Here is a 23,785-nt window from a genome sequence, read left to right as displayed (position 1 = left end):
ATAAAAATAATTTTGCGCATAACCAACTTATAATATAGAATACTTATTAAAATAAATATTATATTTAAACAAATTTAAATTATAAATATTAATTGATATATGTACAGGCAAGTTTTGTTATAAAATTATAATTAATCTTGCATGGGGTGTAGCTAAAAATTATACACATCTGTAAAACTTTATAGGAGAAATAATGTTGAATGGGCAATATATTGAAATATTCCACGACGATAACTTTATGTGTTTTGAAAAAGAGCTTGAAACGGTAAATCAAGAGTACCTAACAGCAAAGCATATCCACCATAAAAAACGGCTTAAGAACTTAATTGACAAAATTCGAGGAATACTCACCAGTAACACTTATAAACCACGTAAAAAACATTTAATTATAAAAGATATTATTAGTTCTGAGATTAATTCATATAATACCCAAAGACAAGGTTATTCTTTTCTTAGTAAACATAAGCTTCATCTGTTTGCTGATAAATATTTTTTAACATCTTTATATAAAATAGAAAAAATAAACCAGAGATACTTTCTAGATTATATAAAGGGCGAGTTAAAAAGCAATTTTATTTATAGTTGCAACCCTAACCTTATTAGTGCCTCAACGAAAGATATTAAGAAATATCTAATAAATGGAGGAAAAGATCAATTATATCCTTTTTTGAATCCAAACGATGAAAAATATACTGATTTTAGAAAAATCTTTGAAACTTCATTAGCTTATCTTCTAATTAAAGAAAAAAGCAAAAACCAGGGTTTAGCTTCCTTTATTGACAAAATCTTTAATCAAATGATTACTTATTTAGAATCTTTATTTTCATTTGTAAAAATAGACTGTTTATATGAAAAACATGATCGTATCAACAACTTTTTAGATTCTAAAAGAATATATAACCTTGTTTGTTTAACGAATTCAGCTTCTCCCTTTAGTTATGCAGAAGCATATTTAGAATACTTCGATGATTATGAATTGGTTTTAGAGAAAGATTACCAGAAAATTTATAATAAAAATATAGATTCACGTTTAGTGGAGTATTATTCTGTCATTTATGAACTTTATAGTAAAAAAGAAAATTTGTTTATTATTAATGCATCTGCGTCCATTATGCTTGTTCAAGCAATTAACTGGATGCTTTATGTTTTGAATGATAAAAAGGAATTTTTCCTAGGAAATAATGGGTATATAGCTGATTACGTTTTACAAAAATTATATATTACTGACAAATTTAAAAATAAAGGTCCAGAGAGAGTCGATAGCCCAAAAAACTATGAAAAGATGGGATTTATTAGTAAAGAAAATACAGGAGAAGAATTTAAAAGGCCTGATAAAATATTTAATAATTACGTTCCTAAAGCATACATGTTTAATGGCCCTAAAGATATAAATAGCAATTGGAATAATTATAGAAAAGAACACAATCAACTATATATATCTGGCATATCAGGGTTAGGTTTAATGTCTGTTAAAGTATTATTTCTTCTTCATGTAGATAAAGAAAAATATAATCAATATTTTGAAATAATCGCCCCAACAATATTGTATTACTTTAGTGGACACAGTTTTTTTGAAGTACACCAGGCTATGTTAAATAGTATAGAAAGTTTAAATAACTCTTCTGCTATATTACCGGCAGTAGATATTCAATTTAATGATTGGGCAAACTACATAAATACTATCCCTGATATAATATTAAGATCAGCCTTTAGGTTAGCACTTGTAACTGATCGCGGCTTCAAAACTTAGTTTTACATGAAATTTAGCCATTCTTATAATAAACCACTCCCATCAAATTTATAACCTATCATTCACGAGCTTTGAAAAAATCTTTTCCGAACTCTTTAAACGCACCATTCTCTATTGCCCTACAGATTCCGTGAGTTTTCCTAAAAACTCATCTTGCAATTTTTACATATAAAATCCTTTATATTCTCTCTGATTTTAGAGCTCCAATCTATTATAAGTATGCTAGGATTTATAGTTTTTAAATACTCGTTTATTTTAGATAAATATACACCTAAATCACTTTCTTCAGCTTGCTTAAGATATAAGCGTATAGCAAGTAGAAGGTATGTTGCCCCTGAATGCCTATTAAGATTAATTTTCCCACTATATAGATTATACGGGTATTCTTTTAACATAAAACTTCTTATTTCAAGCATAAGGCCATCATTTGTTGTAATTGTTTTTATATTTTCTAAGAATTTATTTAATCTATCTAGGCCCGATTTAGAGTGTCTATGGAATAACCCCCTATTTCCTTGTTGTTTATACGCAATCATATAAGCGTTTACCGCTTCTGTTAAATAAGTTTTAAAATTTTTCTTAACAATGATGCCTTTTTTGTTAAATAAAGGCCCTCCTGGGTTATGTAACCATGCATTTGTCCAATCCCATGACCTATGATCGTATCTACACTGTAAATTCCTTCCGCTCCATGGATCATGAAAAATTACATTATTTCCTATAATTCCCTTTACCAAAACTACATGTTTCCATTCATGTACAACAGCAAATGGCCCTCCTTCATTAAGAAGCTCATATATACCATTTTTACTTTCACCATAACCTCCAATATCCCAATGTTGTATATTAAAACCAAACTTCTTTTCAATTTCTACTAAAAAATTATTATCATTATGAATATATGGTATCCCTTTGTTAGTATAAAATTGATAAATATTTGCATTATATGGAGAATGCTCTATACAATTTACTAATTCACTTTTGTCTAGATCGTCGTATCGTTTAAAAAACAAAAGCATCATATAAAAAGAAGAAATAGAGCACAAGTTTATTTTATTCTGGTAAATAAAAGGGACTTCGTAACAAATATCTTGCTTTTCACAGTCATTAACATATTTGTCAAATTCATAATTTCTATTTTTTTGGGTTTGGAATATTATATTTGTCATTTTTATAAAATCTTTAAAAAGTTTTTGTACCCCACAGCGATAAAAGTCAACAGCCTCCCATCGTCTACCTTACAATGTAGATAAATTTTCCTAATAACATATTAGTAAATTGTGAATTGTTAACTTAGAGCTACCCGTATCAAACCAAAGCTATCTTACTTCAAAAGCATCGCCAAAATAAATTTATCTTTATTTAATTTCATTTTTAACAATAATATAATATATGGCTAACCTTTATTTTACAATATAACATTTACAAAATACTAAAGCAACCTCTTTATAGAGATCCTAAAGAAGGCAAATATTTATAAAACTAAACCTTCAAACACATAATTCGTGACTAATTATTTATAATTTACTAAAAACTCTTTTCTAAACTCTTCGAATCTGTCTTCTTCTATTGCTGTACGGATGTTTTTCATTAATTTTTGGTAAAAAGTTAAATTGTGAATAGTATTTAATCTTGAGCCTAAAATCTCCTTAGTTTTATCAAGATGATGCAAATAGCTCTTGCTAAAATTCTTACATGTATAGCAATCACAATCTGGATCCAATGCAGATGTGTCTTCTTTATATTTAGAGTTTCTAATCCTAATAACCCCCTCAGATGTAAAGATATGTCCGTTTCTTGCATTACGTGAAGGCATTACACAATCAAACATATCTACACCTCTATATACTGCTTCGACCAAATCTTTTGGGGTTCCAACTCCCATTAGATATCTAGGCTTACTATCTGGCATCTTATGGGCAATATAATCCAATATTCTTATCATGTCCTCTTTAGGTTCACCAACAGATAAACCACCTATAGCATATCCATCAAAACCAATTTCTGTAAGTTTTTCTAGAGACTCATCTCGCAAATGCTCATACATACCACCCTGAATAATACCGAATAATGCGGATAGATTATCTCCATGAGCGTCTTTAGATCTTTTTGCCCACCTCATAGAGAGTTCCATAGAATCTTTAGCTTCTTTTTCAGTAGCTGGGTATGGGGTACATTCATCAAAACACATAACAATATCAGAGCCCAAATCCTTTTGAACTTGCATTGATATTTCAGGAGATAAAAAAACTTTTGAGCCGTTAACAGGCGAACTAAATGTTACGCCATCTTCTGTAAGTTTACGTAATTTACCTAAACTAAAGACCTGAAACCCACCAGAATCTGTCAAAATAGGCTTATCCCATCCTATAAAATCATGTAAGTCCCCATGTTTTTTGACGATATCAGTACCTGGACGTAGCCAAAGATGAAAAGTATTACCCAAGATAATATCAGCACCCATTTCCTTAAGCTCTACTGGTGATAATGATTTCACTGCACCATAAGTACCTACAGGCATAAAAACAGGTGTTTGGATTTCTCCACGAGGGAAGGTTATTGTTCCTCTTCTTGCTTTACCTTGTTTTTTAGAGATCTCGAATTTCATTACTGTCATAAAACTTAATCCTTAAGATAGATATATACTTTTATAAATATAATTTTTTAGCTACTAATCCTATAAAAATAATATCAACAAAGCAATAAAAATAGTTGTTTTAGCTATTGCCTAGATAATATTATCTTTTATAATATATTGAAGATTTTAAAACTTTTAACGGTGGTATATGAATTTATTAAATTTTGGTTTGCTAATATTTGCTTATTTATTAGGATCTATTAATAGTGCTATTATTGTATGTTATATATTTAGGTTACCCTCACCAAGAAGTGTTGGTTCAGGAAATCCAGGCACAACAAATGTTTTACGTGTAGGCGGTAAGCTACCAGCAACTATAACACTTATTTTTGATATACTCAAAGGTTTAGTACCCATACTAGTTGCGAAAATGCTAACTAATAATGAATTTATTATTGCTTGTACTGCTTTATATGCGATATTAGGACACGTTTTCCCAATATTTTTTGGCTTTAAAGGAGGTAAAGGTGTTGCTACATTAATAGGTGCGTTGTTTGGTTTTTACTGGGTATTAGGTATTATATTTATAGTGTCTTGGTTATGTATAGCTATAATCACACGCTACTCTTCTCTATCTGCTTTAGTAGCAACCATGATAGCTAGTGTTTCTGTAACATTTCTAGCAAATCTAAAGGTCGCAGCTCCTTTCTTAATAATAGCGATAATCATAATTATAAAGCATAAAGGAAATATCCAAAGACTGATAAATGGGCAAGAAAGCAAAATAGGTGACAAGACAAAGGTTAAAAAATGATAGAGATAAAAAATCTTAAAAAAGAATATATAACCAATAACATCAACAATTTGGTCCTTGACAATATAAACCTTGAAATCCAAGAAGGCGAAATCTTTGGTATAATAGGACATAGCGGTGCTGGTAAAAGTTCTTTACTTAGATGTTTAAACCTTTTAGAACAGCCTTCTGATGGTTCGATATTTATTGCTAAGGAAAATATTACAAAAAAGACTCCTAAACAGCTACGTGAATTTCGCAAGAAAGTTGCTATGATTTTTCAACACTTTAATCTACTTTCTTCAAGAAATGTGTTTGAAAACATAGCTTTACCATTAGAAATACAAGGTATACCAAAATCTGAGATAAAAAAAAGAGTTTATGAGTTACTAGACTTAGTTGAGTTACCTAACAAAGCTTTAGCATATCCCAAAGAGTTAAGTGGTGGTCAAAAGCAAAAAGTGGCTATCGCTAGAGCATTAGCTCTTAATCCATTAGTTTTGCTTTCAGATGAAGCTACATCTGCATTAGATCCAACATCTACTAAACAAATTTTAGCTCTACTTAAAAGACTAAATAAAGAACTAGGTCTAACAATAGTACTTATAACTCATGAGATGGATGTGGTAAGGAAAGTTTGTGATAGAGTTGCAATTATTGATAAAGGTCAAATTGCTGAAATAGGTAAAACTTTAGATATATTTTTAAACCCTCAAACTGAAGTAACAAAATCATTCGTTGAAACTAGTATTCATACAAAAATACCAGAATTTATTGCAAAGAGACTTTATGACAACCCTTATAGTTATGAAAATACTTATCCTATCGTTCAGCTAACTTTTTATGGGGAAAAAGGCAAAATGCCTATAATTGCTGAAATATCACGTCAGTTTAATGCTAGCGCAAGCATCATCCAAGCTAATATCGAAACTATCCAAGACCAAATTGTTGGTATAGCAATTTGCCATATTACTGGCGAAAGACAAGACTGGGAAAATGCTTTGCGCTTCCTAACAAATCAAGATGTTAATTTAAAGGTATTAGGTTATGCACCAGCAGACAATATTTAATTTCCAAGAACTTAGCTTAATAGCTCAATCAACATGGGAAACTATCTTTATGGTATTTATTGCTACACTTGTAGCAGTAATAGGTGGGATAATCTTAGGTATATTACTATATACCACCCAAGAAAATAAAAACATTCTGGTAAAAAGTTTTAATAAAGTTTTTAGCATAGTAATAAATGTTACTAGAAGTATTCCGTATATTATTTTACTAATTTTACTTTATCCTCTAACTAGGCTTATAGTAGGCACAACTATCGGTACTACTGCTTCTATAGTTCCACTAGCAATTGCTGCCTTACCATTTTATGCTCGTCTAACAGAGTCAGCTCTACGTGAAGTTGACCATGGTCTTATAGAAGCAGCAAAGGCTATGGGGGCTACTAGAATACAAATAATTTTCAAAGTCTTACTTCCTGAGTCAAAAGCACTTCTTATAGATGCAGCTACTTTAACATGCATATCACTAATTGGTTTTTCAGCTATGGCTGGTATAGTTGGTGGTGGCGGTTTAGGTGATTTGACTTACTTCAAAGGCTATAACTATGGGGATTATACTTTGCTACTTGGTGGTGTAGTGATGCTAGTTATTCTAGTGCAGCTAACTCAATCTTTTGGTAACTATTTAGTTTCTGCTAGGAAACTAACAGCTTTATGGTTATTAACTATTATTTTAGTAGTAGCCAGTGGATTACAACTATACTCAAATTTTGTAGCTTCTAATCAGTCAAATGAAATCACGGTTGGTTATATCACTAGTCCCCCTCAAGATAAAATTATGGAGCTAAGCAAAAAAATTGCTAAAGAGAAATATAATCTTGATGTTAAATTAGTCACATTTGGAGACTATAACATTCCAAACAGAGCACTAAATGATGGCGAGATTCAAGCAAATGTATTTCAACATATCCCTTTCTTGGAAAATCAAATCAAAAAATTTGGTTACAAAATTACTTATATTGGTAAGACATTTTTGTACCCTATGGGGGTATTTTCTAAGAAATATAAAAACTTTGATCAATTACCTAATGCTGCTACAGTTGCTATCCCAAATGACCCTACCAATCAAGGTAGAGCACTTATGATTCTTCAAGATGCTGGTTTGATAACGCTCGAAGATGGTATTACTTGGCAGGCTACGCCTAGTAATATAACTAATAATCCTAAAAAACTAAAAATAATACCTTTACAAGCTGACCAAATTCCTAATAATTTAAGTGATGTTGATATAGGTGTTGTAAATAATGACTATATTCCTAAAGCAGGATTAACCTTAAAAGATGCTCTTTTTGTGGAGCCCAAAGACTCACCTTTTGCAAATATAATTGCTGTTCAAGACAGTCAAAAAGACAATCTAAATTTAAAAGAGTACGTCAAATCTCTAAATAATGATCAAATACTACAATTAGTTCAAAAGCTTTATCCTAATGATGCTGCCATAGCTGCTTGGTAATTTTAAAATACAATCTAAATATCAAAAAATTTATATTTCTTTACTCTACTTATCTTTAAATTTCTAATGGGTAAAAATACCACCCCCAAATGAGCTAAACGTAATAATAATATTTAAATTAAAAATTTATGTTAAATTTTATTTTTTAATTACTAATATTGGTGTATTATAAATAATATTAATTATTAATAATATATTTGAAGAGAAATTTTTAGGTTAGCTGAGCCTACTAATTTGAGTACCTTAGTGAAGTTAAAATTCTTTTTGGCAAGCTCATTGGGCTTTATTAAATTTATTTTACATCCTTTTTATTTCCTAGACTAAATAAAACAATAAATAAGGTATTAGAATGTTATCACATAAACTCATAGACATAAAAAACCAATCTATACTTTTTCTTGACATAGCTAAAATAAAAGATAATTTAAATGTTCACTATCAAATACATCCTCATGATGCTCGAGTTTCATTCGCCATTGGAGATTTACATGGAAATGCATTGAAGTTAGTTAGATTCCTAATTGAAATCGGCATTATAGATCTGCAACTAGAGGGACTAAGTAGTATATACATGGAGTTAAAGAATGCGTACATTAATAAAGAACAGCGTAGTTTTAGAAAATGTCTGGATAAAATTAAGTTTGACGAAAGGCGTACCAAAAAAGCTAAGCTAATCTTGATTGGTGATACTTTATGTGATAGAGGTAATTCTGATTGTATGACTATGCTAGTTTTCAGAAAAATGTCAAAAGCTGGTGTTAAATATACTATTTGCCTCTCAAACCATGATACAGGGTTTATTATCAAAATGACCAAGACCCATGACTTATTGAGATGTGGCAGGAATGTTAAAGAAGCTAGCCCCAGCGTGTCTTATGATGGTGGTAACTTAGACACAAACTCAAAAAAAGTACTTATCCACATGTATAATGAGTATTATCTTAAGAATTTAAAAGTTATGGAATATGAAAAAGTAAACGAAACTGAAATAGTTTATTCTCACGCTCCGTGCAATTGGGATGAAATTAGGAAAATTAAACTTGTTACAGAAGAATACACTAATTTATCTTCTACTATTTCTATGCTCAATGCCAGTCTTGCAAAAGTTATTAAAGAGGGTAAATTTAATTACCGTTGGATTAAAGAAAATAATCTTATCGACTTTGTATGGACAAAAGATTTAAAAGTAATGTTTACTGATAATGTTCTGAATGTCTTTGGTCATGTTGGTGACCAACAAACTAATTCTGTAAATCAAGTGAATTTGGATACTGACTTTGGAAAACAAATTTCCTTTACGGGACAAGATGGTAGACGCTGTGGTAGCAGTTTGAACAATTATAAACTACCTACTGTAGAAGACATAGTGAATTTATATAATATTCATGAAAGAAAAATAGAACGCTACCAATCAGATTTAAAAAACCAAGCCCAAAAATTATATGATTCTTCTGGTGACTTAAAAATATTTTTAGTTTCTGGTAGTATTACGGAAACGGGGAAGCACATTCTTAGAGGACTGAAATCTGGAAGACCTATACTTGAGGAATATAGGCAACAACAAGAGATAGCACGACAACAAATAAAAAATGATTTAAAGTTGCTGCTACGACAAAAAAATGCCAAAATGCAGATACTTTTAAATGAACTAGAGACATTTGTTCGTACAATAAATAATGCCTCCTCAAAATGGTATAAAGGTTTGGGGCATTCTAACAGAAAAGGACGGACTTTAGAACAAATACTTACCATTTTATCAATCGATCACTATGATGAAATTTTTGATATTATCCAAATACTACAGGTTGTGATCAAAATAGCATTAATTCCAAGAGGTGAAACTACAAATTTAAATAAAATTAAAAATCTTCGGAATCCAAAAGAAACAAAAACAGCTCGAAAAGCTTTGATATTACTTAGCCTTCCAGAATATAAAAATTTATCTCAAGAAATAAAAAATTTTTTAGAAAGAAATTTTTTATCTACACCCGTTAACGTGATAACATATAATCATTTATTCACATTTGCTTTTACTACCATTAATGAATTATATTTACATAAAGATGAAATCTATAGTCACGCTCGGCATCTAATTGATAAAATAAACGCTAGATTTTATTGATTAACGTTTATTCTGATATATAACGCTACATCTAAAAGGTAGCACCATATAGGACGCATGAAAGCAGTTATAACTGAAGTCACAAGAAGCAGTACTCTCTCCGAGATATTAACTATTTTGAAAGAAGAAAAAGATAAAAGAATCTTATTTTACTAAAACTACTGAAATAATAGGCTTTAGCAAACTCAGTCGACTTATTTTATAATTATTATTTTTTTGCCCCTTAAGATGTACAATATAAATTATCTAGTTCTGTTATAATACCAGTATAAATTAAGATCAAAAACTGTGGGGGATAGGTATATAAGTACCTAAAAAGCTTTCTACCACATGGCAATAATGAGATACACAACAAATAATACTAAACTAAGGAATAAATATGCAACACTCAGAAGGTTTTATAAAGCTAGTAAATGAAGCAAAATCAAAAATTAAAGAATGTACAGTAGATGATATCTACCAAATGTACATATCAGACTCCCTTGATGGTTTGCTAATTGATACTAGAGAAGAATCTGAATTCGCTAATGGATACATTCCAAATTCTATACATATCAGCAAAGGTTTAATAGAATGTAGAATCGAGCAACTAATACCAAATAAAAACCTAAAAATGTATTTTTATTGTGGTGGTGGCTTTAGATCCGCACTAGTTACAGAACTTTTGCAAAGTATGGGTTATAAAAATGTAATATCTGTTGATGGTGGTTGGAGAGCTTGGAATACTAAAAACTATCCTATTATAACTTCGGAAAACTTTAAGCCTACTGAATATATTAAACTTATAAATAATGCAAAATCAAATATAAAAGAAATATCTGCTGCTGCCTTATACAATATGTATAAAGACAAATCGCTTGACGGAATTGTCATTGACGTTAGAGAAGATTCAGAATTTTCCCAACTTCATATTCCCGGCGCTACACACCTTAGTAAAGGTCAGATTGAAGTCAAGATTGAAAATCTAATTCCCAATAAAGCCCAAAAAATATACTTATATTGTGGAAGTGGTTATCGTTCTGCACTAGCTGCTTTTAACCTACAAAAGATGGGGTATACTACTGTCGTGTCGGTTAATGGTGGTATTCAAGACTGGGTAAATAATAATTATCCTATTACACAAGAAGGATAATTAGTAAAATGTTTAGAATAGGTCATGGCTACGATGTACATAAGTTTACTGATCAAAAGCAAAATATAATAATCGGTGGCGTAGAAATCCCATATCATCTCGGTCTTGAAGCTCATTCGGATGGCGATGTTTTAATTCATGCTCTTTGTGATGCTATATTAGGTGCATTGGGTCTCGATGATATTGGTAAACACTTCCCAGATACTGATAATAAGTACAAAAATACTGATAGTAAATTCTTTTTATCAGAAATTAAAAAAATGCTTGATGCCAAAAATTATCAAATTGGTAATATAGATTGTACAATAATTGCTCAAACACCTAAGATGCTTCCTTATATTGAAAAAATGAAAATATGTTTAGCCCAGATACTTAGTATTGGGATTTATCAACTAAATATAAAAGCAACTACTACTGAGAAACTTGGATTTATAGGTAGGAAAGAAGGTATTGCTACCCATGCAGTATGTTTGATTTGTCAGAAATAAAAAGCTTAAATTAATGCTTGTTAGAACTATAATTTTCTAAATAATTAGCTACACTTTCAAGCTCAGCTTGGCAACAAAATATTCCGATATCATTATCATCAAGCTTATCTAAAATATATTTAACTCCCTCAAGCTCACCATGTGACATATAAATATTTGCAACATTAAAACCTTTTTTTTGTAGATCTTCACGTATTGCCAATGGTAATTCAAAAGGTTTTGCTCCTCTTAAGTACTTATCAGTTTCTTTGATTACTATAAAATCTATATCATATTTTAATATCACATTATTTATAGAGGGTATTAAATTTTTTCTATCACCAGTGGTTCCCATCATAAGAAATTTTCTACCACCTTTATCGTACGCTTGCATCATAGAAAGTAATGCTTCCATACCAGCTTCATTATGAGCATAATCAAGTACCGCCACTTTATTATCCCACTCAAAAATATTTGCTCTACCTCTATTAACTTTTTGATCATTCTTATAGTTTTTTAATGCTGCCGCAATAGTTTTTAAATCGATCTTCAGTTTAAATGCTAATGCTATCGCTATCATGGCATTTTCAATGTTATGTTTTGCAAAACCTTTTACTGTTAAAGGTGCATCTACGACATTTAAAAGCTCAGTTTTTGATTTTTTATCTAACCATTTAAATTTGCCATCTTCTACAATACAAGCGTAATCTGAGTTTGACAAGTAATAGTCCATATCATGAGCTTCTAAATTTTGAGTAACAACTATTTTATTGCACTTTAACAAATCAAACCTTTCTTTCATATAGGAGTTATCAAGGTTAATAACTGCATGAGAGTTTTCTCCCATCGCTCTAAACACTATTGATTTTGCTTCAGCTAATTCAGCTACTGTTTCTATACCATCTTCACCAAGATGATCAGTAGAAACATTAGTAACAGCTGCAGCATCGACAAATGTTTCTATCAAACCTCTTTTTAACAAACCTCCTCTAGCTGATTCTAGCAAAGCAACTTCAACTTTTTTGTTAGTAAGTACAAACTGGTGTCCTGTAGGACCAGAATAATCACCTTCATCTATTAGCTCATCGTTAACTTTAACCCAATCTGTAGATGTATAACCTGTAACCTTACCAGCAAACCTACAAATATAATCTGTAAGACGTACTGTAGTAGTCTTACCGTTAGTACCTGTAACTATAACTGCTGGGATGTCATAAACATTTTGCCAAGGAACCAAAGAGATATCATCATACTCTAAATCGAACTCGTAACAACCAGTACCAGAACCTACAAATGCTTTATTTTTATCTCTAAAAGCATTAAATCCTTTAGACTTAGCTAGTTCGTATAATTTACGATAAGTTAAGTTTTTATCCTCGTTTATTAGTGGTAAAAGAATCTCTTTGGCAGCTTCTAAAGTCTTAAAGCTTCCCTTTTCGACATATTCTCTCACAGATAGCCAAATAAAGTCTATAACGTCACATGCTGGCATTGTAATATCAACAGGTGCTGTTATAGCTAGCCTAATACCATTGTTAAAAAATTTATGCACTATTTTAATTTCTTCCCACCCTAAAGCTGGCAAGATTCTATTTGCCTCTTCATAAAAAAGCTTTGTTAATTTTTCTTTATCTTCAGTTAATGGCACATCTAAAACTGTTCCTGTTTCTTTAAAAAACAAGTTAGGCCCAACCAATCTACGTGAATAGCCTTCTGGAATCATTGTAGTATACTCTCCCTAAACAAAAAACAATTTTAATCACTATCTTCATTATGATAAATAACTCGCACGCCACTTTCATCTGTTATGATACCTGCTTTTATTACATCTGATAACTCCTTAGATAAACTAGGATCTTGAGCTATCATAGAAGCAGAAAAAGACTCTTGCTTTTTAGATTTAATTTCTTCTGCAAATTCATCTTTTTTATTGAAGTATATAATTTGCTTCCATGTTCTTTTTAATTTATCTGCAAATATTGCCACCAAATCCCCTTCTTTAGCAATACAAAGGGCTCTATCTACAGCTTCTTGTTCACTTTCTATTGTCTCGATATTATTAACTGAAACACCAGCTTCTATTAGTGCTTGTTTTAACATATTTGGCACTTCAACTGGGTTTCTACCTCGTAGATTGTCATCACGCTTACAGATAAAATAATCATAGAAAGGTGCAGCAACTTTAGCTATTTCATAAATATCTTCATCTCTTCTATCACCTGGCGATGCTAAAACACATATTTTTTTACCAGCAAAATCCATATTTGCAACCATATGGCTAACCAGCTTTATAGCCGCTGGATTATGAGCATAATCCATTAAAACTTTAAAAGGATGTTCTTCAAACCAATTCATACGCCCAGGATTTTGATAAAATGTTGTTACGAAAGTTCTTAAACCATCTCTAATATCATCTAAGCTCATACCCATGCTATAAGCTATAGCTACTGCAAACATCGAGTTCTGTATATTATGAATAGCTTTACCTTCGATAGTAGCTGGAATTAGGTGCGTCCATAATACAGGTATATGAATATGATTATCAAAAATCGTAATCATATCGCCATTAACCCCTTTTTCAATAATACATGCTTTACCACCAGCTCTAATATGTTGTTTAACTAAAGCATGCTCAGGATTCATTGTTACATAAAAAATGTTTTTTGCTGTTACTTTTGCAGACATTTTTAAAACATGTGGATCATCAGCATTTAATACTGCGACATCTTTTGCTGCTTCAACAACTACACTTTTCACTTTAGCAAGGTCTTCTAGAGTATTTACGCCCTTAAGGCCTAAATGATCGGAAGCAATGTTTAAGCATGCCCCAATATTACAATAATCATATCCCAAACCACTTCTTAGGATTCCTCCTCTTGCAGTTTCTAGAATAGCCATTTCGACAGAAGGATCCTTTAGCACCATTTGGGCAGATACTGGACCTGTAGTATCTCCAGCAACCGTAAGCTTACCATTTATATACACCCCATCAGTCGTAGTAAGACCAACAACCTTACCTGCATTTTTCCACATATGTGCAACCATGCGAGAAGTTGTAGTTTTACCATTAGTACCAGTAATAGCCGCTATAGGAATACGTGCATTGCCAAGCTCTTTTGGAAATAGCATATCAATCACAGCACCAGCAACATCTCTAGGTTTTCCTTCACTAGGTGCTACGTGCATTCTAAAGCCTGGAGCTGCGTTTACTTCACAAATTGCACCACCTATTTCATGGTAAGATTGGGTTATATCATCTATCAAAAAGTCAACTCCTCCTACATCTAAACCAATAGCCTTAATAGCTCTTTCAGCCATATCTCTATTATCAGGATGTACTATATCTGTAACATCAATAGCAGTACCTCCTGTAGAAAGATTAGCTGTAGAACGTAAGTAAAATATTTCCCCATCGTTTAAAACAGTATCTTTAGTATATCCTGCTGCTTTCATCAAAGTATTTGCTTGATAATCTAATTCTAAACGAGTTAAAACTTTCTCATGACCTACACCTCTACGTGGGTCTTGGTTAACTATATCAACAAGCTCTTCTATTGTGTGTTTACCATCACCAACGACATGACCAGGCACTCTTTTTGCTACAGCAACTAGTTTTCCATTAACGACAAGCATCCTATGGTCAAATCCTGTAGCATACTGCTCTATTAACACGTACCTTGAGATTCTATTCGCCTCTACAAAAGCTTCCTTAATCTGCTCAAATGTAGTTAAATTAATCGAAATTCCTCTGCCATGATTTCCATCTAAAGGTTTAACAACTAAAGGAAATCCTAAATGCTTTGCTGCACTAATCGCTCCTTCTTCTGTACGTACCATTCTTTGCTTTGGTACTGGTAAACCTAAGCTTGCTAAAACCTTGTTTGTTTGCTCTTTATTACACGACATTTCCACAGCAATATGTGTAGTTTGGCTTGTAATAGTCGCTTGAATTCTTTGTTGGTGTTTACCATAACCAAACTGAACTAGAGAATGCTCGTTTAAACGAATATATGGTATATCTCTTTTCTTAGCAGCTTCAACAAGTGATCCTGTACTTGGACCAAACTCTTTACTTTGAGCGAATTTTATAAATTTAACTTTTTCCTCTTCAAAATCAAATTCTTCTTTCTTAAACCCAACTTCTTGTTTAAGGTTTTCTGGCAATAAAGAAAGCAAAAGATCCTTTGCTAACTCCATAGCACGTAAACCAACGTCCTTTTGCTTATACTCATATATCATACTATAATGACCTTTTTCACCAGTAGATCTTGTACGGCCAAAAGTCACGTCACTTCCAGCTACACTCTGGAGTTCTAAAATAACATGTTCCCATATATGGCCCATCCAAGTGCCCTCATCTTCGCTAAGTCTACGGATAAGCCCTCCCTCTGTACGATAAGAACAGCCGTGCTCGGCAAGCCCAGGCAAACTGTTGACTAGACTATCAATAAACTCTTTACCTATTTTAGCAGAAGGCCAATTTTCTAGAATCCCCAACTCAATTTCATGTCTTATAACAGGAAAATTGGCGTAAATGTTAGGTCCAACATAAACATTTGTAGATAGTATATTCATCTTAATTATTCCTTAGAATTACATATATATGCTCCAAAAACATATATTTTTATACCTTTAGCTACATTTATATCATAAAATAAAATAAAAATAATTAAAATTCTGTCTGGTTACCCAGTCCTGCGAGTGGAAAATGAAGTACGATTTTGGAATTATTGCTATTGGTGATGAAATAACTGATGGTGATATAGTTAATACTAATACGACCATTTTTGCCAAGCATCTAACTGCAAATGGATTTAATATTGGTTTTCATGTAATCTGTAACGATAATGTAAAAGATATCGCATCTAGTATATTTTTTTTAAAAAATTCACATCATAGTATAATAACTATTGGTGGTTTAGGACCTACTGAAGATGACTTAACCGCAGAAGCAATAGCTATTTTTTCTAACAAAGAACTGGTGCTAGACCAAGATTCTTGGATGAAGATAGAACAGAGAATGATTGGAAAATATGGTAAAGTTACTTTAGGAGCAAAAAAGCAAGCTTTGTTCCCTGAAGGCTCTAAAACTATAATTAATAATAATGGTAGTGCAAATGGTTTTAAGCTAGAGTTTGAAAAAAATAGATATATTTATGCTTTTCCTGGCCCCCCTAAAGAATGTATCCCTATGCTTGAAAATTTAGACTTTGAAAAACAAACTCACTATAAAAAAGTCATAAGAAAAAAATGGGATATTTATAGGATCGGTGAAAGTTTTTTAGCTGAAAAACTAGAAATAATAAAGCAAAAATATCCATTTGTTAGCTTCAAATATAGGATTGCTGATTCTTATATCGAATTAAAATATTTTTACCCTTCAGAGTGCTCTCATAGTGAGAACATAATTAAAGAAGTAGAAATACTACTTAAGCAGTATTTATAGACTTTAAGTGAAGTTGCTCTTTTTTATCCACAAATATAGCATCTGCTCCCCATGATAATAAAGTTTCAACCTCATAATCAGAGCAAGCTGAGTAGACAAATACATTACCAAACTTTTTCCTAAGGTATTCTAACCTCTGCTGACTCAAGCAATCATAGTTTATAATTAATGCTAAATACTTATTTACTTTAAAGTGTGTGTATAAAATAGTGTTTATATAATTAAAATCTTCATCCCAGTTAGTTGTATAATACAACTTACCTTTTTGATATTTTTTATCCTGTTCCAAAAACTTCATTACAGAATTAGAGAAACTTGATATAAAAATTTTACCTTGCATTTCTGGATAACCATTTAAAACATCTAAAACTTTTGTGACAATAGTTTTTTCATATTCTAAACAATCTTTATTTATCTTTATTTCTACATTTGTATAAACATCATTTTTGGTAGCCCAATCAAGATATTCTTTAAAAGTTGGTATCGAACCCTTAATATCCAAAATAGGGTGTACAATTTCTAAATCTTTAAGCCTATCAATTGTCATCTCAGTAACTTCAGAATTTAAATTAGCCAGCCTTTGGCAAGTTTTATCATGAAACAAAAACAGTTCGCCATCTTTGCTCATTTGAACATCAATCTCAAACCATTTAAAACCATAGTTTTTAGCATGTTCAAATGCTTGTATTGTATTTTCAACAAAATCCGTATTTGCCCCACGGTGGGAAATAAATTTATCTATTTTCATATAAATATTGTTTAACATTTACCAGTGGCGATTATACACGAACTACTGAATTTTAGTAAAATATTTTTTCAAACTACCAAGTTATACCAATTCCAACATAAATTGTTGCATTTATCACAAAGGAGTTTATGACTAATTTAGGTTTTTGATGCGCAGGCAATAGCAATAGCTATTGGCAAATATTAAAGAATTAAATTAGGTATGAAATACAAAGTTAGAAAGTAATAATATGTGTTGGAATTGGTATTATATAAAACATAAATTGTTTTTTGTTTTTTTATAATATAAGCAACCGTGTTATAATTTCTGATAATCTGTAGCCAAATTTAATTAAATGATTAATAACCCTCATATTTGCAAAAAACTAGCCTCTTTACTTTTACATCGTAAACTTATAACCAAAGAAAAGCTAGAAGAAGTCAGCCTTGAAAAAGACTTGGGCAAAACAGGTTTTTTAAACTATTTAATAGAGCACGAAATAGTTAACAGCAGAGATTTTATGTTTGAATCTGCAACTTTGTTACGTTTACAATATATAGACTTAACTGCTATTAATGTTAAATTTCTGCCACAAGAGTTTTTTGATTTAGAATTTTGTGAAAAAAATAATTGCTTACCTCTTTTTGTAAGAAAACACGTTGTGTATGTTGCAATTGCAAACCCCCTAGACAGCCAACAAATATTAAAAACCTTACGTAACAAATATGATCAACCTTTTATTGCAATAGTTGGTGAACTAAATCATTTAAAAGAAAAAATACTAGAATTTAATCAATATTTGAAAGATGAAGGGCAAAAAGCTGATGATTCTTCACTGAGTGAAAAAATGGAAAATGTCGAGCTTGACATTGACTTTGTCGATGAGGGTGAGCGTGAAGGAGATGCTTTTTTAGATACAGAAGATGATGAAGCTCCTATTATCAGATTTATAAACAATACTATAGTTGATGCTATCCAAAAAGGAGCTTCAGATATACACTTTGAACCTTATGAGAAAAATTTCCGAATTAGATATAGAATTGATGGCCTTTTAGTAGAGACATTTAACACGACAAAAAACTTAGGACCAAAAGTTATCTCTAGACTTAAAATTATGGCAAGTCTAGATATTGCAGAAAAAAGGATACCTCAAGATGGTAAATTTAAAATATCCCTCTCACGCGAAAAAGCTATTGATTTTCGTGTAAGTACTTGCCCAATAAGCTTTGGTGAAAAAGTAGTGCTGCGTATTTTGGATTCTAGTAACACCCAAATTCCTATAGAAGCATTAGGTTTTTCAGAGAAACAAAAAAAGCTTTATCTAGATACTATACATCAACCACAAGGAATGGTTCTTGTAACAGGCCCTACAGGTTCTGGTAAAACTGTGACTTTATATACCGGAATAAATATTCTAAATAAAATTGAGAAAAATATATCTACAGCTGAAGACCCCGTAGAATTAATAGTAAGAGGCATCAATCAGGTGAATGTAAATAACAAACAAGGGCTTACATTTGCAGCTGCTCTTAAAGCTTTCTTACGTCAAGATCCAGATATTATCATGGTTGGTGAGATACGGGATATTGAGACTGGATCTATTGCAATTAAGGCTTCTCAAACTGGACACTTAGTAATGTCAACCTTACATACAAATAGTGCTCCTGAGACCCTCAATAGGCTTGTAGATATGGGATTACCCCGCTACAACATCGCAACTTCTGTTACGTTGATTATAGCCCAACGTTTAACACGTAAGTTATGCCCAAGGTGTAAAGTTAAGGATACTGAAACTGAATTTGCTATGCTTGTTGAAGATAGTGGGTTAAATGATTATATATTATCAGAAACATTTAACATCACCCTTAGTGAAATAAAAAAAGCAGTTATATATAAACCTAATCCCAAAGGTTGCCCAAGGTGTTTTAAAGGCTATAAAGGGCGTCTAGGATTATATGAAGTAATGCCTGTTTCTAGAACAATATCAAAAATGATTTTAGAAGATAGAAACACTATGGAAATTGCTCAACAAGCACAAAAAGAAGGTATAGCTACAGTTAGGCAATCAGCTCTTGTCAGGGTTGCTGAAGGTTTAACATCAATGGAAGAAGCATACCGCGTAAGTTAAGGAAAAAAGTTATGTTATTTCGAAAAAAAGATAAAAACACAATAACTATAATATCTTGGAGTTACAAGGTAAAGTTAAAAAATGGTAAGCGAATAAAAGGTTCTATTGATGCTGATACAAAAGAAAAAGCCGAGATCTTACTTAGACAAAAAGGCTATTCTGAAATAAAGCTCAAGAAGCAACCTAAAGATATATTCCCAAAAAAAATTTCATACCAAGATATTACTGAAATGACTCGTCAACTTGCTACTATGACAAAAGCTGGTATCCCTATTATAAAATCGTTTGAAGTATTTATAATGGGAATTAGAAAGCATCCTCGCTTAAAGGTTATGACAATCCAACTTAAGCAATCTATTGAATCTGGAGAATCATTTTCTAAGGCTCTTAGTCAATTTCCAAAACTTTTTGATAAGTTATACATAGGCTTGATAACTGCTGGTGAAGAATCTGGAAATCTTGATCTAATGCTAAATAAAATTGCTGATCAACGAGAAAATTTACAATCTATCAAAAAGAAAGTTAAGAAAGCTCTATCTTATCCTATAATAGTATGCGTGATTGCTGCAGGGGTCACTGGTATTTTATTAACTTTTGCTGTACCTGCATTTTCAGCAATGTTTATAAACTCTGGAAAACCTTTACCAGCAATTACACAAATGACTGTTAATGCATCGAATTTTATGCAAGATGCTTGGTGGAAAATAATACTAGGAATCTTTATAGTTATTGGTGTTTATAAGTCATTAAAACTTAAATACCCACGAATCCAAATATTCCAAGACCACTTCATGCTTAAAATACCAATTATTGGAGAAGTAGTTTTCAAATCTGCTTTAGCACGGTTTTCTAGCACTCTTGAAATTACTGTTCAATCTGGTATGAGCTTAACTAGAGCTTTAGATATGGTTTCTCTAGCAACGGGTAATGCTAAATATGACCAAGCTGCTCTTGATATTAAAAAAAGTATTAATGAAGGAGCCTCTTTTAAAGATGCTATAGTTGAGACTGGTTGCTTTCCTTTTTTAGTAGAGCAAATGATATCTGTAGGTGAAGAATCTGGAGCATTAGAAACTATGCTTGGCAATCTAAATAGAGTCTATCAAGAAGAAGTAGATACAATTGTTGAGAGTCTAAGCTCAATGCTGGAACCTATCATTATGGTAGTTTTAGGTGGTGTAGTTGGTTTCTTAGTAGTAAGTATGTACATGCCAATATTTCAAATGGGTGATGCTATTTAAATTTATATTTTGTGATAAATTTAGATATTTGCAACAGCGACCTTACTATATATCAGTGCCAAATTGATATCTTCTATTAAAAAAACCATATATGAAACTAGATAATGTAAGTATAAGATAAGGTTAATTTTGAGATATTACAAATATTTTGTATGCCTTTTCCAGATCAAAGTGAAGAAAGTCTATGGAAAATTTTACTTACGGACGGACGTCATATGGTAAAAGTACCACTAGGAAAGCAAAACTACATACATGGGCTTAAAAAACCTGTCGAATATGAGAAAGAAGAACCAGGTTATTATTCTGCCCAAATTGAGGCTATAATAAAAATGCAAGCCACTCAAAAATGGGATGCAGAAAAATATAAAGAACTCCATACTATTATAAAAACTAAAACAGGTGGAAAAGCTAATACTTCATCTATAAAACAGGGGTGCCAATGTAGCTATGATCTAGTAGATTACGAGACATCTAATGCTATAATGAAAGAACATATAGAAAATTCTAATGAACTTAAACAACAATTAGGTATCAATGCAACTATTTTAAATAAAATAAAATATGAAGCTTCTAATGTTACGTTGACATTAGCCCAGCGGCACTCTCATCAAGGACAAAAAATATCTGGCTCATCACATAAAACTAAAAATATTCTAACCAACACAGATTCTTTGATCCTATGTGAAGCTATTATGGATATATATAATCGAGATATTGATGGGATTGATGTCTGCCAAGATACTTCTGTAAGAAAGGATATATTATTTAAAGCACTTGCTAAAGCTATACAAAACCTTGAAATATGTCACTTAGAAAATGACTTGAACACACGTACTCTTGGTGCGTTTGTAAAAATTGAAACTAACAAATACTTGGGCGAACCTTGTATGTTTTATTACCCTAGCATGGGTGGAAATAGCACTAAAAGTCAGATATATCAAGAGTTAGAAATAGGTCTACAAAATGCTATATATGTACTAAGTGGGGCTTCCTCATTAGTAAAATATCACTTTCATGAGGAAAAAAGAGAGATCTCTGATAAATACATTGAACGTAACATGGATATATACGAAGTTAATAGAACCTTATGGATGCAAGAAGGTAGCTTAAAACAAAAAAATATAAACTTACAAAAACTCAACGTTAATTATTGCTTTACTACAAAGCAAAATTCCAGAAATTTAGGCTCATTTAGAAACGATGTGATAAAATAAGGCCCAAGATATTTAATAACAAAAATTATAAGTAAAAGTAATCATGTATGATTTTATATGGATGTTAGCTAGCTATTCAACATCCAAAGATGGTATAAATCCTGTAAATAATGCCATAGACATGAGAGTAGGTGGTCCAACTTACCAAAATAATATCAATAATGGTTTTGTAGAAACTACTGTTGAAGAATATAGTTCTATTAAAAATAGATTACTAATTTCAAAAGACTCTGCTAAACAAGTATATGAAGAGATGACTGTCTATGGAAAAAAGAAGACTAAAGATAGTTATAAAAACGCTAAATTTATAGTGTCACGCACCGATAATTATAGTCAATGTATCAAGGAGCTAAATACCGTTGTTATCCCGGCTCTAAGAGATTCACTACAGCTAAAAAATAGTTCTTCTTTTAAAATGAAACTATTTTTTACTGGGCATGGAGAAACTTATCAAAAAGCAGGCGCACTATCAGCACACGAGTTAGCGTATCTTTGTGCTAGCTTTTTCAATCATCAAGGCCAAGTTAATTTATTGAAAAATGAGATTATAAATTTTGTAGAATTAGACGTATGCGTAGCTGGTCTTTACAACGAAAACTATAATAATAGTCACATAAAACCTTTTGCTCAAGAATTTGCTCACGAGCTACAAAAATATATTTATAATCTGACTAGAATATCATATGTGAAAATGCCTTTCGGAAGAGATCTAAGAGGTAATAGAATAATGGAAGACTTACCAGCATATACCGGCAAAAATAATAAAATAGGATGTAATAAATATGGGCAACTATATTTAGCTGAAAAAACAAATAACAAAATTGATATTCCACACCCTGCTTTAAATAAATCTTATATATATGTAGATAGTAAAAATCTATTTTATGCTAAAAAATTATTACTAGAAAATGAAGTTTCTGAAGATAACTATGAACATATAAACAATAGTATGGAAGCTTTGCTAGATTATACCCTAATGACAGTGAGTGAAATATATTACTCACTAATTAATGAAAGTATCAGTAAAAACTTTGTGCATAAAAATGACTCTATAGATAATCTAGAAAGCTCAATAAAAGAAACGTTATTGGTACTAGAGCATATTCTTAGCCTAGATGTAAATAAAACTTTCACTTGCATAAATAAAATGTATAAATGTGAGTATTTTAGCGAGTTTTCAAATAAACTCGAAGATTTATTAATTAGATATGATAGTGAAGTAAATAAACAACCATTAAAACAAATACCACTAAAGCCTCAAATTAATTTAGAGCAACAAAACCTTTCCCTAGTAGATATAAAACTTTATTGTATACAGATACTCAAAGATAAATATATATATAATTCTTTTCATAATATATTTAGTAACCATCATTATAATGACAGAGCTATCTTTGTGCTTAAGTTATTAGAAAATAGCAGCAGTGTACTCCAGATAATGACTATTATTGAAAATGAAATTATTTTACTAGAAAGTGGAGTCTACGTTAGGCCAGAACTGGATAAAAATTGTAATAATTTATATCTAGAAAATAATCAGTATAAAAAAAACTATAAAAGCTCTTCTATACAGCAATCATCTTACTACAGTATTTTATCTCAACTAAAAAAGTATATAATTAGTTTATATTAAAAGTGGTAAGTAAGTCTCTTGCTAAAAACATAAC

Annotated in this window: 17 protein-coding genes; 12 read left to right on the top strand and 5 right to left on the bottom strand. The window is 31.2% G+C overall.

Translation table 11 applies throughout. From position 1 onward, the window contains the following. Positions 1-193 precede the first annotated feature (193 nt). A complete protein-coding gene (locus E4K63_RS02935; protein WP_133941177.1) occupies positions 194-1,750 on the top strand; it encodes a hypothetical protein in 1,557 nt (518 codons plus the stop codon). Between the two features lie 140 nt (positions 1,751-1,890). Here the strand turns inward: E4K63_RS02935 and E4K63_RS02930 are convergent, their stop codons facing one another. Continuing rightward, positions 1,891-2,919 (bottom strand): C39 family peptidase, encoded by a 1,029-nt coding sequence (locus E4K63_RS02930; protein WP_133941175.1) that lies wholly within the window; start codon positions 2,917-2,919, stop codon positions 1,891-1,893. Positions 2,920-3,263: 344 nt separating this feature from the next. Next, positions 3,264-4,367: a tRNA guanosine(34) transglycosylase Tgt gene (gene tgt / locus E4K63_RS02925; protein ID WP_133941173.1), complete on the bottom strand. Its 1,104-nt coding sequence runs from the start codon at positions 4,365-4,367 to the stop codon at positions 3,264-3,266. A 169-nt stretch (positions 4,368-4,536) separates the two neighbouring features. On the opposite strand from tgt, the gene plsY reads away from it, so the two are divergent. The 6 genes from plsY to ispF all read left to right on the top strand — a co-directional run bounded on the left by plsY (position 4,537) and on the right by ispF (position 11,383). Next, a complete protein-coding gene (gene plsY / locus E4K63_RS02920) occupies positions 4,537-5,142 on the top strand; it encodes a glycerol-3-phosphate 1-O-acyltransferase PlsY (RefSeq protein WP_133941171.1) in 606 nt (201 codons plus the stop codon). Further along, positions 5,139-6,191 (top strand): methionine ABC transporter ATP-binding protein, encoded by a 1,053-nt coding sequence (locus tag E4K63_RS02915; RefSeq protein WP_133941169.1) that lies wholly within the window; start codon positions 5,139-5,141, stop codon positions 6,189-6,191. The genes plsY and E4K63_RS02915 overlap by 4 nt, the downstream gene beginning before the upstream one ends. Further along, positions 6,169-7,641, top strand: a complete 1,473-nt coding sequence (locus tag E4K63_RS02910) for a MetQ/NlpA family ABC transporter substrate-binding protein (RefSeq protein WP_133941167.1) — start codon at positions 6,169-6,171, stop codon at positions 7,639-7,641. The genes E4K63_RS02915 and E4K63_RS02910 overlap by 23 nt, the downstream gene beginning before the upstream one ends. A gap of 349 nt (positions 7,642-7,990) precedes the next feature. Then, positions 7,991-9,763 (top strand): metallophosphoesterase, encoded by a 1,773-nt coding sequence (locus E4K63_RS02905; RefSeq protein ID WP_133941165.1) that lies wholly within the window; start codon positions 7,991-7,993, stop codon positions 9,761-9,763. Positions 9,764-10,142: 379 nt separating this feature from the next. Then, the gene (locus E4K63_RS02900) at positions 10,143-10,895 is read left to right on the top strand and encodes a rhodanese-like domain-containing protein (protein WP_133941163.1); all 753 of its coding nucleotides are present in this window, start codon (positions 10,143-10,145) and stop codon (positions 10,893-10,895) included. A gap of 8 nt (positions 10,896-10,903) precedes the next feature. After that, a complete protein-coding gene (gene ispF / locus E4K63_RS02895; protein WP_133941161.1) occupies positions 10,904-11,383 on the top strand; it encodes a 2-C-methyl-D-erythritol 2,4-cyclodiphosphate synthase in 480 nt (159 codons plus the stop codon). A 10-nt stretch (positions 11,384-11,393) separates the two neighbouring features. Here the strand turns inward: ispF and E4K63_RS02890 are convergent, their stop codons facing one another. Continuing rightward, positions 11,394-13,085 (bottom strand): Mur ligase family protein, encoded by a 1,692-nt coding sequence (locus E4K63_RS02890; protein WP_133941159.1) that lies wholly within the window; start codon positions 13,083-13,085, stop codon positions 11,394-11,396. A 32-nt stretch (positions 13,086-13,117) separates the two neighbouring features. Beyond that, entirely contained in the window at positions 13,118-15,937 is a 2,820-nt protein-coding gene (gene cphA / locus E4K63_RS02885; protein WP_133941157.1) for a cyanophycin synthetase, read from the bottom strand. Positions 15,938-16,070: 133 nt separating this feature from the next. On the opposite strand from cphA, the gene E4K63_RS02880 reads away from it, so the two are divergent. After that, positions 16,071-16,808 carry a competence/damage-inducible protein A gene (locus E4K63_RS02880; RefSeq protein ID WP_133941155.1) on the top strand — a complete coding sequence of 246 codons (738 nt, stop codon included), beginning with the start codon at positions 16,071-16,073 and terminating at the stop codon, positions 16,806-16,808. Here E4K63_RS02880 and E4K63_RS02875 read toward each other — a convergent pair. Next, entirely contained in the window at positions 16,792-17,556 is a 765-nt protein-coding gene (locus E4K63_RS02875) for a glycerophosphodiester phosphodiesterase family protein (RefSeq protein ID WP_133941154.1), read from the bottom strand. The genes E4K63_RS02880 and E4K63_RS02875 overlap by 17 nt on opposite strands. A gap of 334 nt (positions 17,557-17,890) precedes the next feature. On the opposite strand from E4K63_RS02875, the gene pilB reads away from it, so the two are divergent. The 4 genes from pilB (at position 17,891) to E4K63_RS02855 (ending at position 23,751) form a co-directional block, all read left to right on the top strand. After that, positions 17,891-19,663, top strand: a complete 1,773-nt coding sequence (gene pilB, locus E4K63_RS02870) for a type IV-A pilus assembly ATPase PilB (RefSeq protein WP_133941152.1) — start codon at positions 17,891-17,893, stop codon at positions 19,661-19,663. Positions 19,664-19,674: 11 nt separating this feature from the next. Then, complete coding sequence (locus tag E4K63_RS02865; RefSeq protein ID WP_133941150.1) at positions 19,675-20,904, top strand: type II secretion system F family protein; 1,230 nt, start codon at positions 19,675-19,677, stop codon at positions 20,902-20,904. Between the two features lie 152 nt (positions 20,905-21,056). Then, positions 21,057-22,118, top strand: coding sequence for a hypothetical protein (locus tag E4K63_RS02860; protein WP_133941148.1), 1,062 nt, complete (start codon positions 21,057-21,059; stop codon positions 22,116-22,118). A 43-nt stretch (positions 22,119-22,161) separates the two neighbouring features. Beyond that, positions 22,162-23,751, top strand: coding sequence for a hypothetical protein (locus E4K63_RS02855; protein WP_133941146.1), 1,590 nt, complete (start codon positions 22,162-22,164; stop codon positions 23,749-23,751). Positions 23,752-23,785 lie beyond the last annotated feature (34 nt).

It is taken from the genome of Allofrancisella inopinata, assembly GCF_012222965.1.
Classification (GTDB): Bacteria; Pseudomonadota; Gammaproteobacteria; order Francisellales; family Francisellaceae; genus Francisella; species Francisella inopinata.
The sequence above is the reverse complement of the archived record's forward strand: the minus strand, read 5'-3'. Positions and strand labels throughout refer to the sequence as shown.

What these genes read in the sequence shown, in the direction of transcription:
- E4K63_RS02875 (WP_133941154.1), bottom strand. Translation starts at nt 17,556, where the DNA reads ATGAAAATAGATAAATTTATTTCCCACCGTGGGGCAAATACGGATTTT.
- E4K63_RS02865 (WP_133941150.1), top strand. Translation starts at nt 19,675, where the DNA reads ATGTTATTTCGAAAAAAAGATAAAAACACAATAACTATAATATCTTGG.
- E4K63_RS02930 (WP_133941175.1), bottom strand. Translation starts at nt 2,919, where the DNA reads ATGACAAATATAATATTCCAAACCCAAAAAAATAGAAATTATGAATTT.
- E4K63_RS02935 (WP_133941177.1), top strand. Translation starts at nt 194, where the DNA reads ATGTTGAATGGGCAATATATTGAAATATTCCACGACGATAACTTTATG.
- tgt (WP_133941173.1), bottom strand. Translation starts at nt 4,367, where the DNA reads ATGACAGTAATGAAATTCGAGATCTCTAAAAAACAAGGTAAAGCAAGA.
- E4K63_RS02890 (WP_133941159.1), bottom strand. Translation starts at nt 13,085, where the DNA reads ATGATTCCAGAAGGCTATTCACGTAGATTGGTTGGGCCTAACTTGTTT.
- E4K63_RS02915 (WP_133941169.1), top strand. Translation starts at nt 5,139, where the DNA reads ATGATAGAGATAAAAAATCTTAAAAAAGAATATATAACCAATAACATC.
- cphA (WP_133941157.1), bottom strand. Translation starts at nt 15,937, where the DNA reads ATGAATATACTATCTACAAATGTTTATGTTGGACCTAACATTTACGCC.
- E4K63_RS02860 (WP_133941148.1), top strand. Translation starts at nt 21,057, where the DNA reads ATGCCTTTTCCAGATCAAAGTGAAGAAAGTCTATGGAAAATTTTACTT.
- E4K63_RS02900 (WP_133941163.1), top strand. Translation starts at nt 10,143, where the DNA reads ATGCAACACTCAGAAGGTTTTATAAAGCTAGTAAATGAAGCAAAATCA.
- ispF (WP_133941161.1), top strand. Translation starts at nt 10,904, where the DNA reads ATGTTTAGAATAGGTCATGGCTACGATGTACATAAGTTTACTGATCAA.
- E4K63_RS02880 (WP_133941155.1), top strand. Translation starts at nt 16,071, where the DNA reads ATGAAGTACGATTTTGGAATTATTGCTATTGGTGATGAAATAACTGAT.
- E4K63_RS02910 (WP_133941167.1), top strand. Translation starts at nt 6,169, where the DNA reads ATGCACCAGCAGACAATATTTAATTTCCAAGAACTTAGCTTAATAGCT.
- pilB (WP_133941152.1), top strand. Translation starts at nt 17,891, where the DNA reads ATGATTAATAACCCTCATATTTGCAAAAAACTAGCCTCTTTACTTTTA.
- E4K63_RS02855 (WP_133941146.1), top strand. Translation starts at nt 22,162, where the DNA reads ATGTATGATTTTATATGGATGTTAGCTAGCTATTCAACATCCAAAGAT.
- plsY (WP_133941171.1), top strand. Translation starts at nt 4,537, where the DNA reads ATGAATTTATTAAATTTTGGTTTGCTAATATTTGCTTATTTATTAGGA.
- E4K63_RS02905 (WP_133941165.1), top strand. Translation starts at nt 7,991, where the DNA reads ATGTTATCACATAAACTCATAGACATAAAAAACCAATCTATACTTTTT.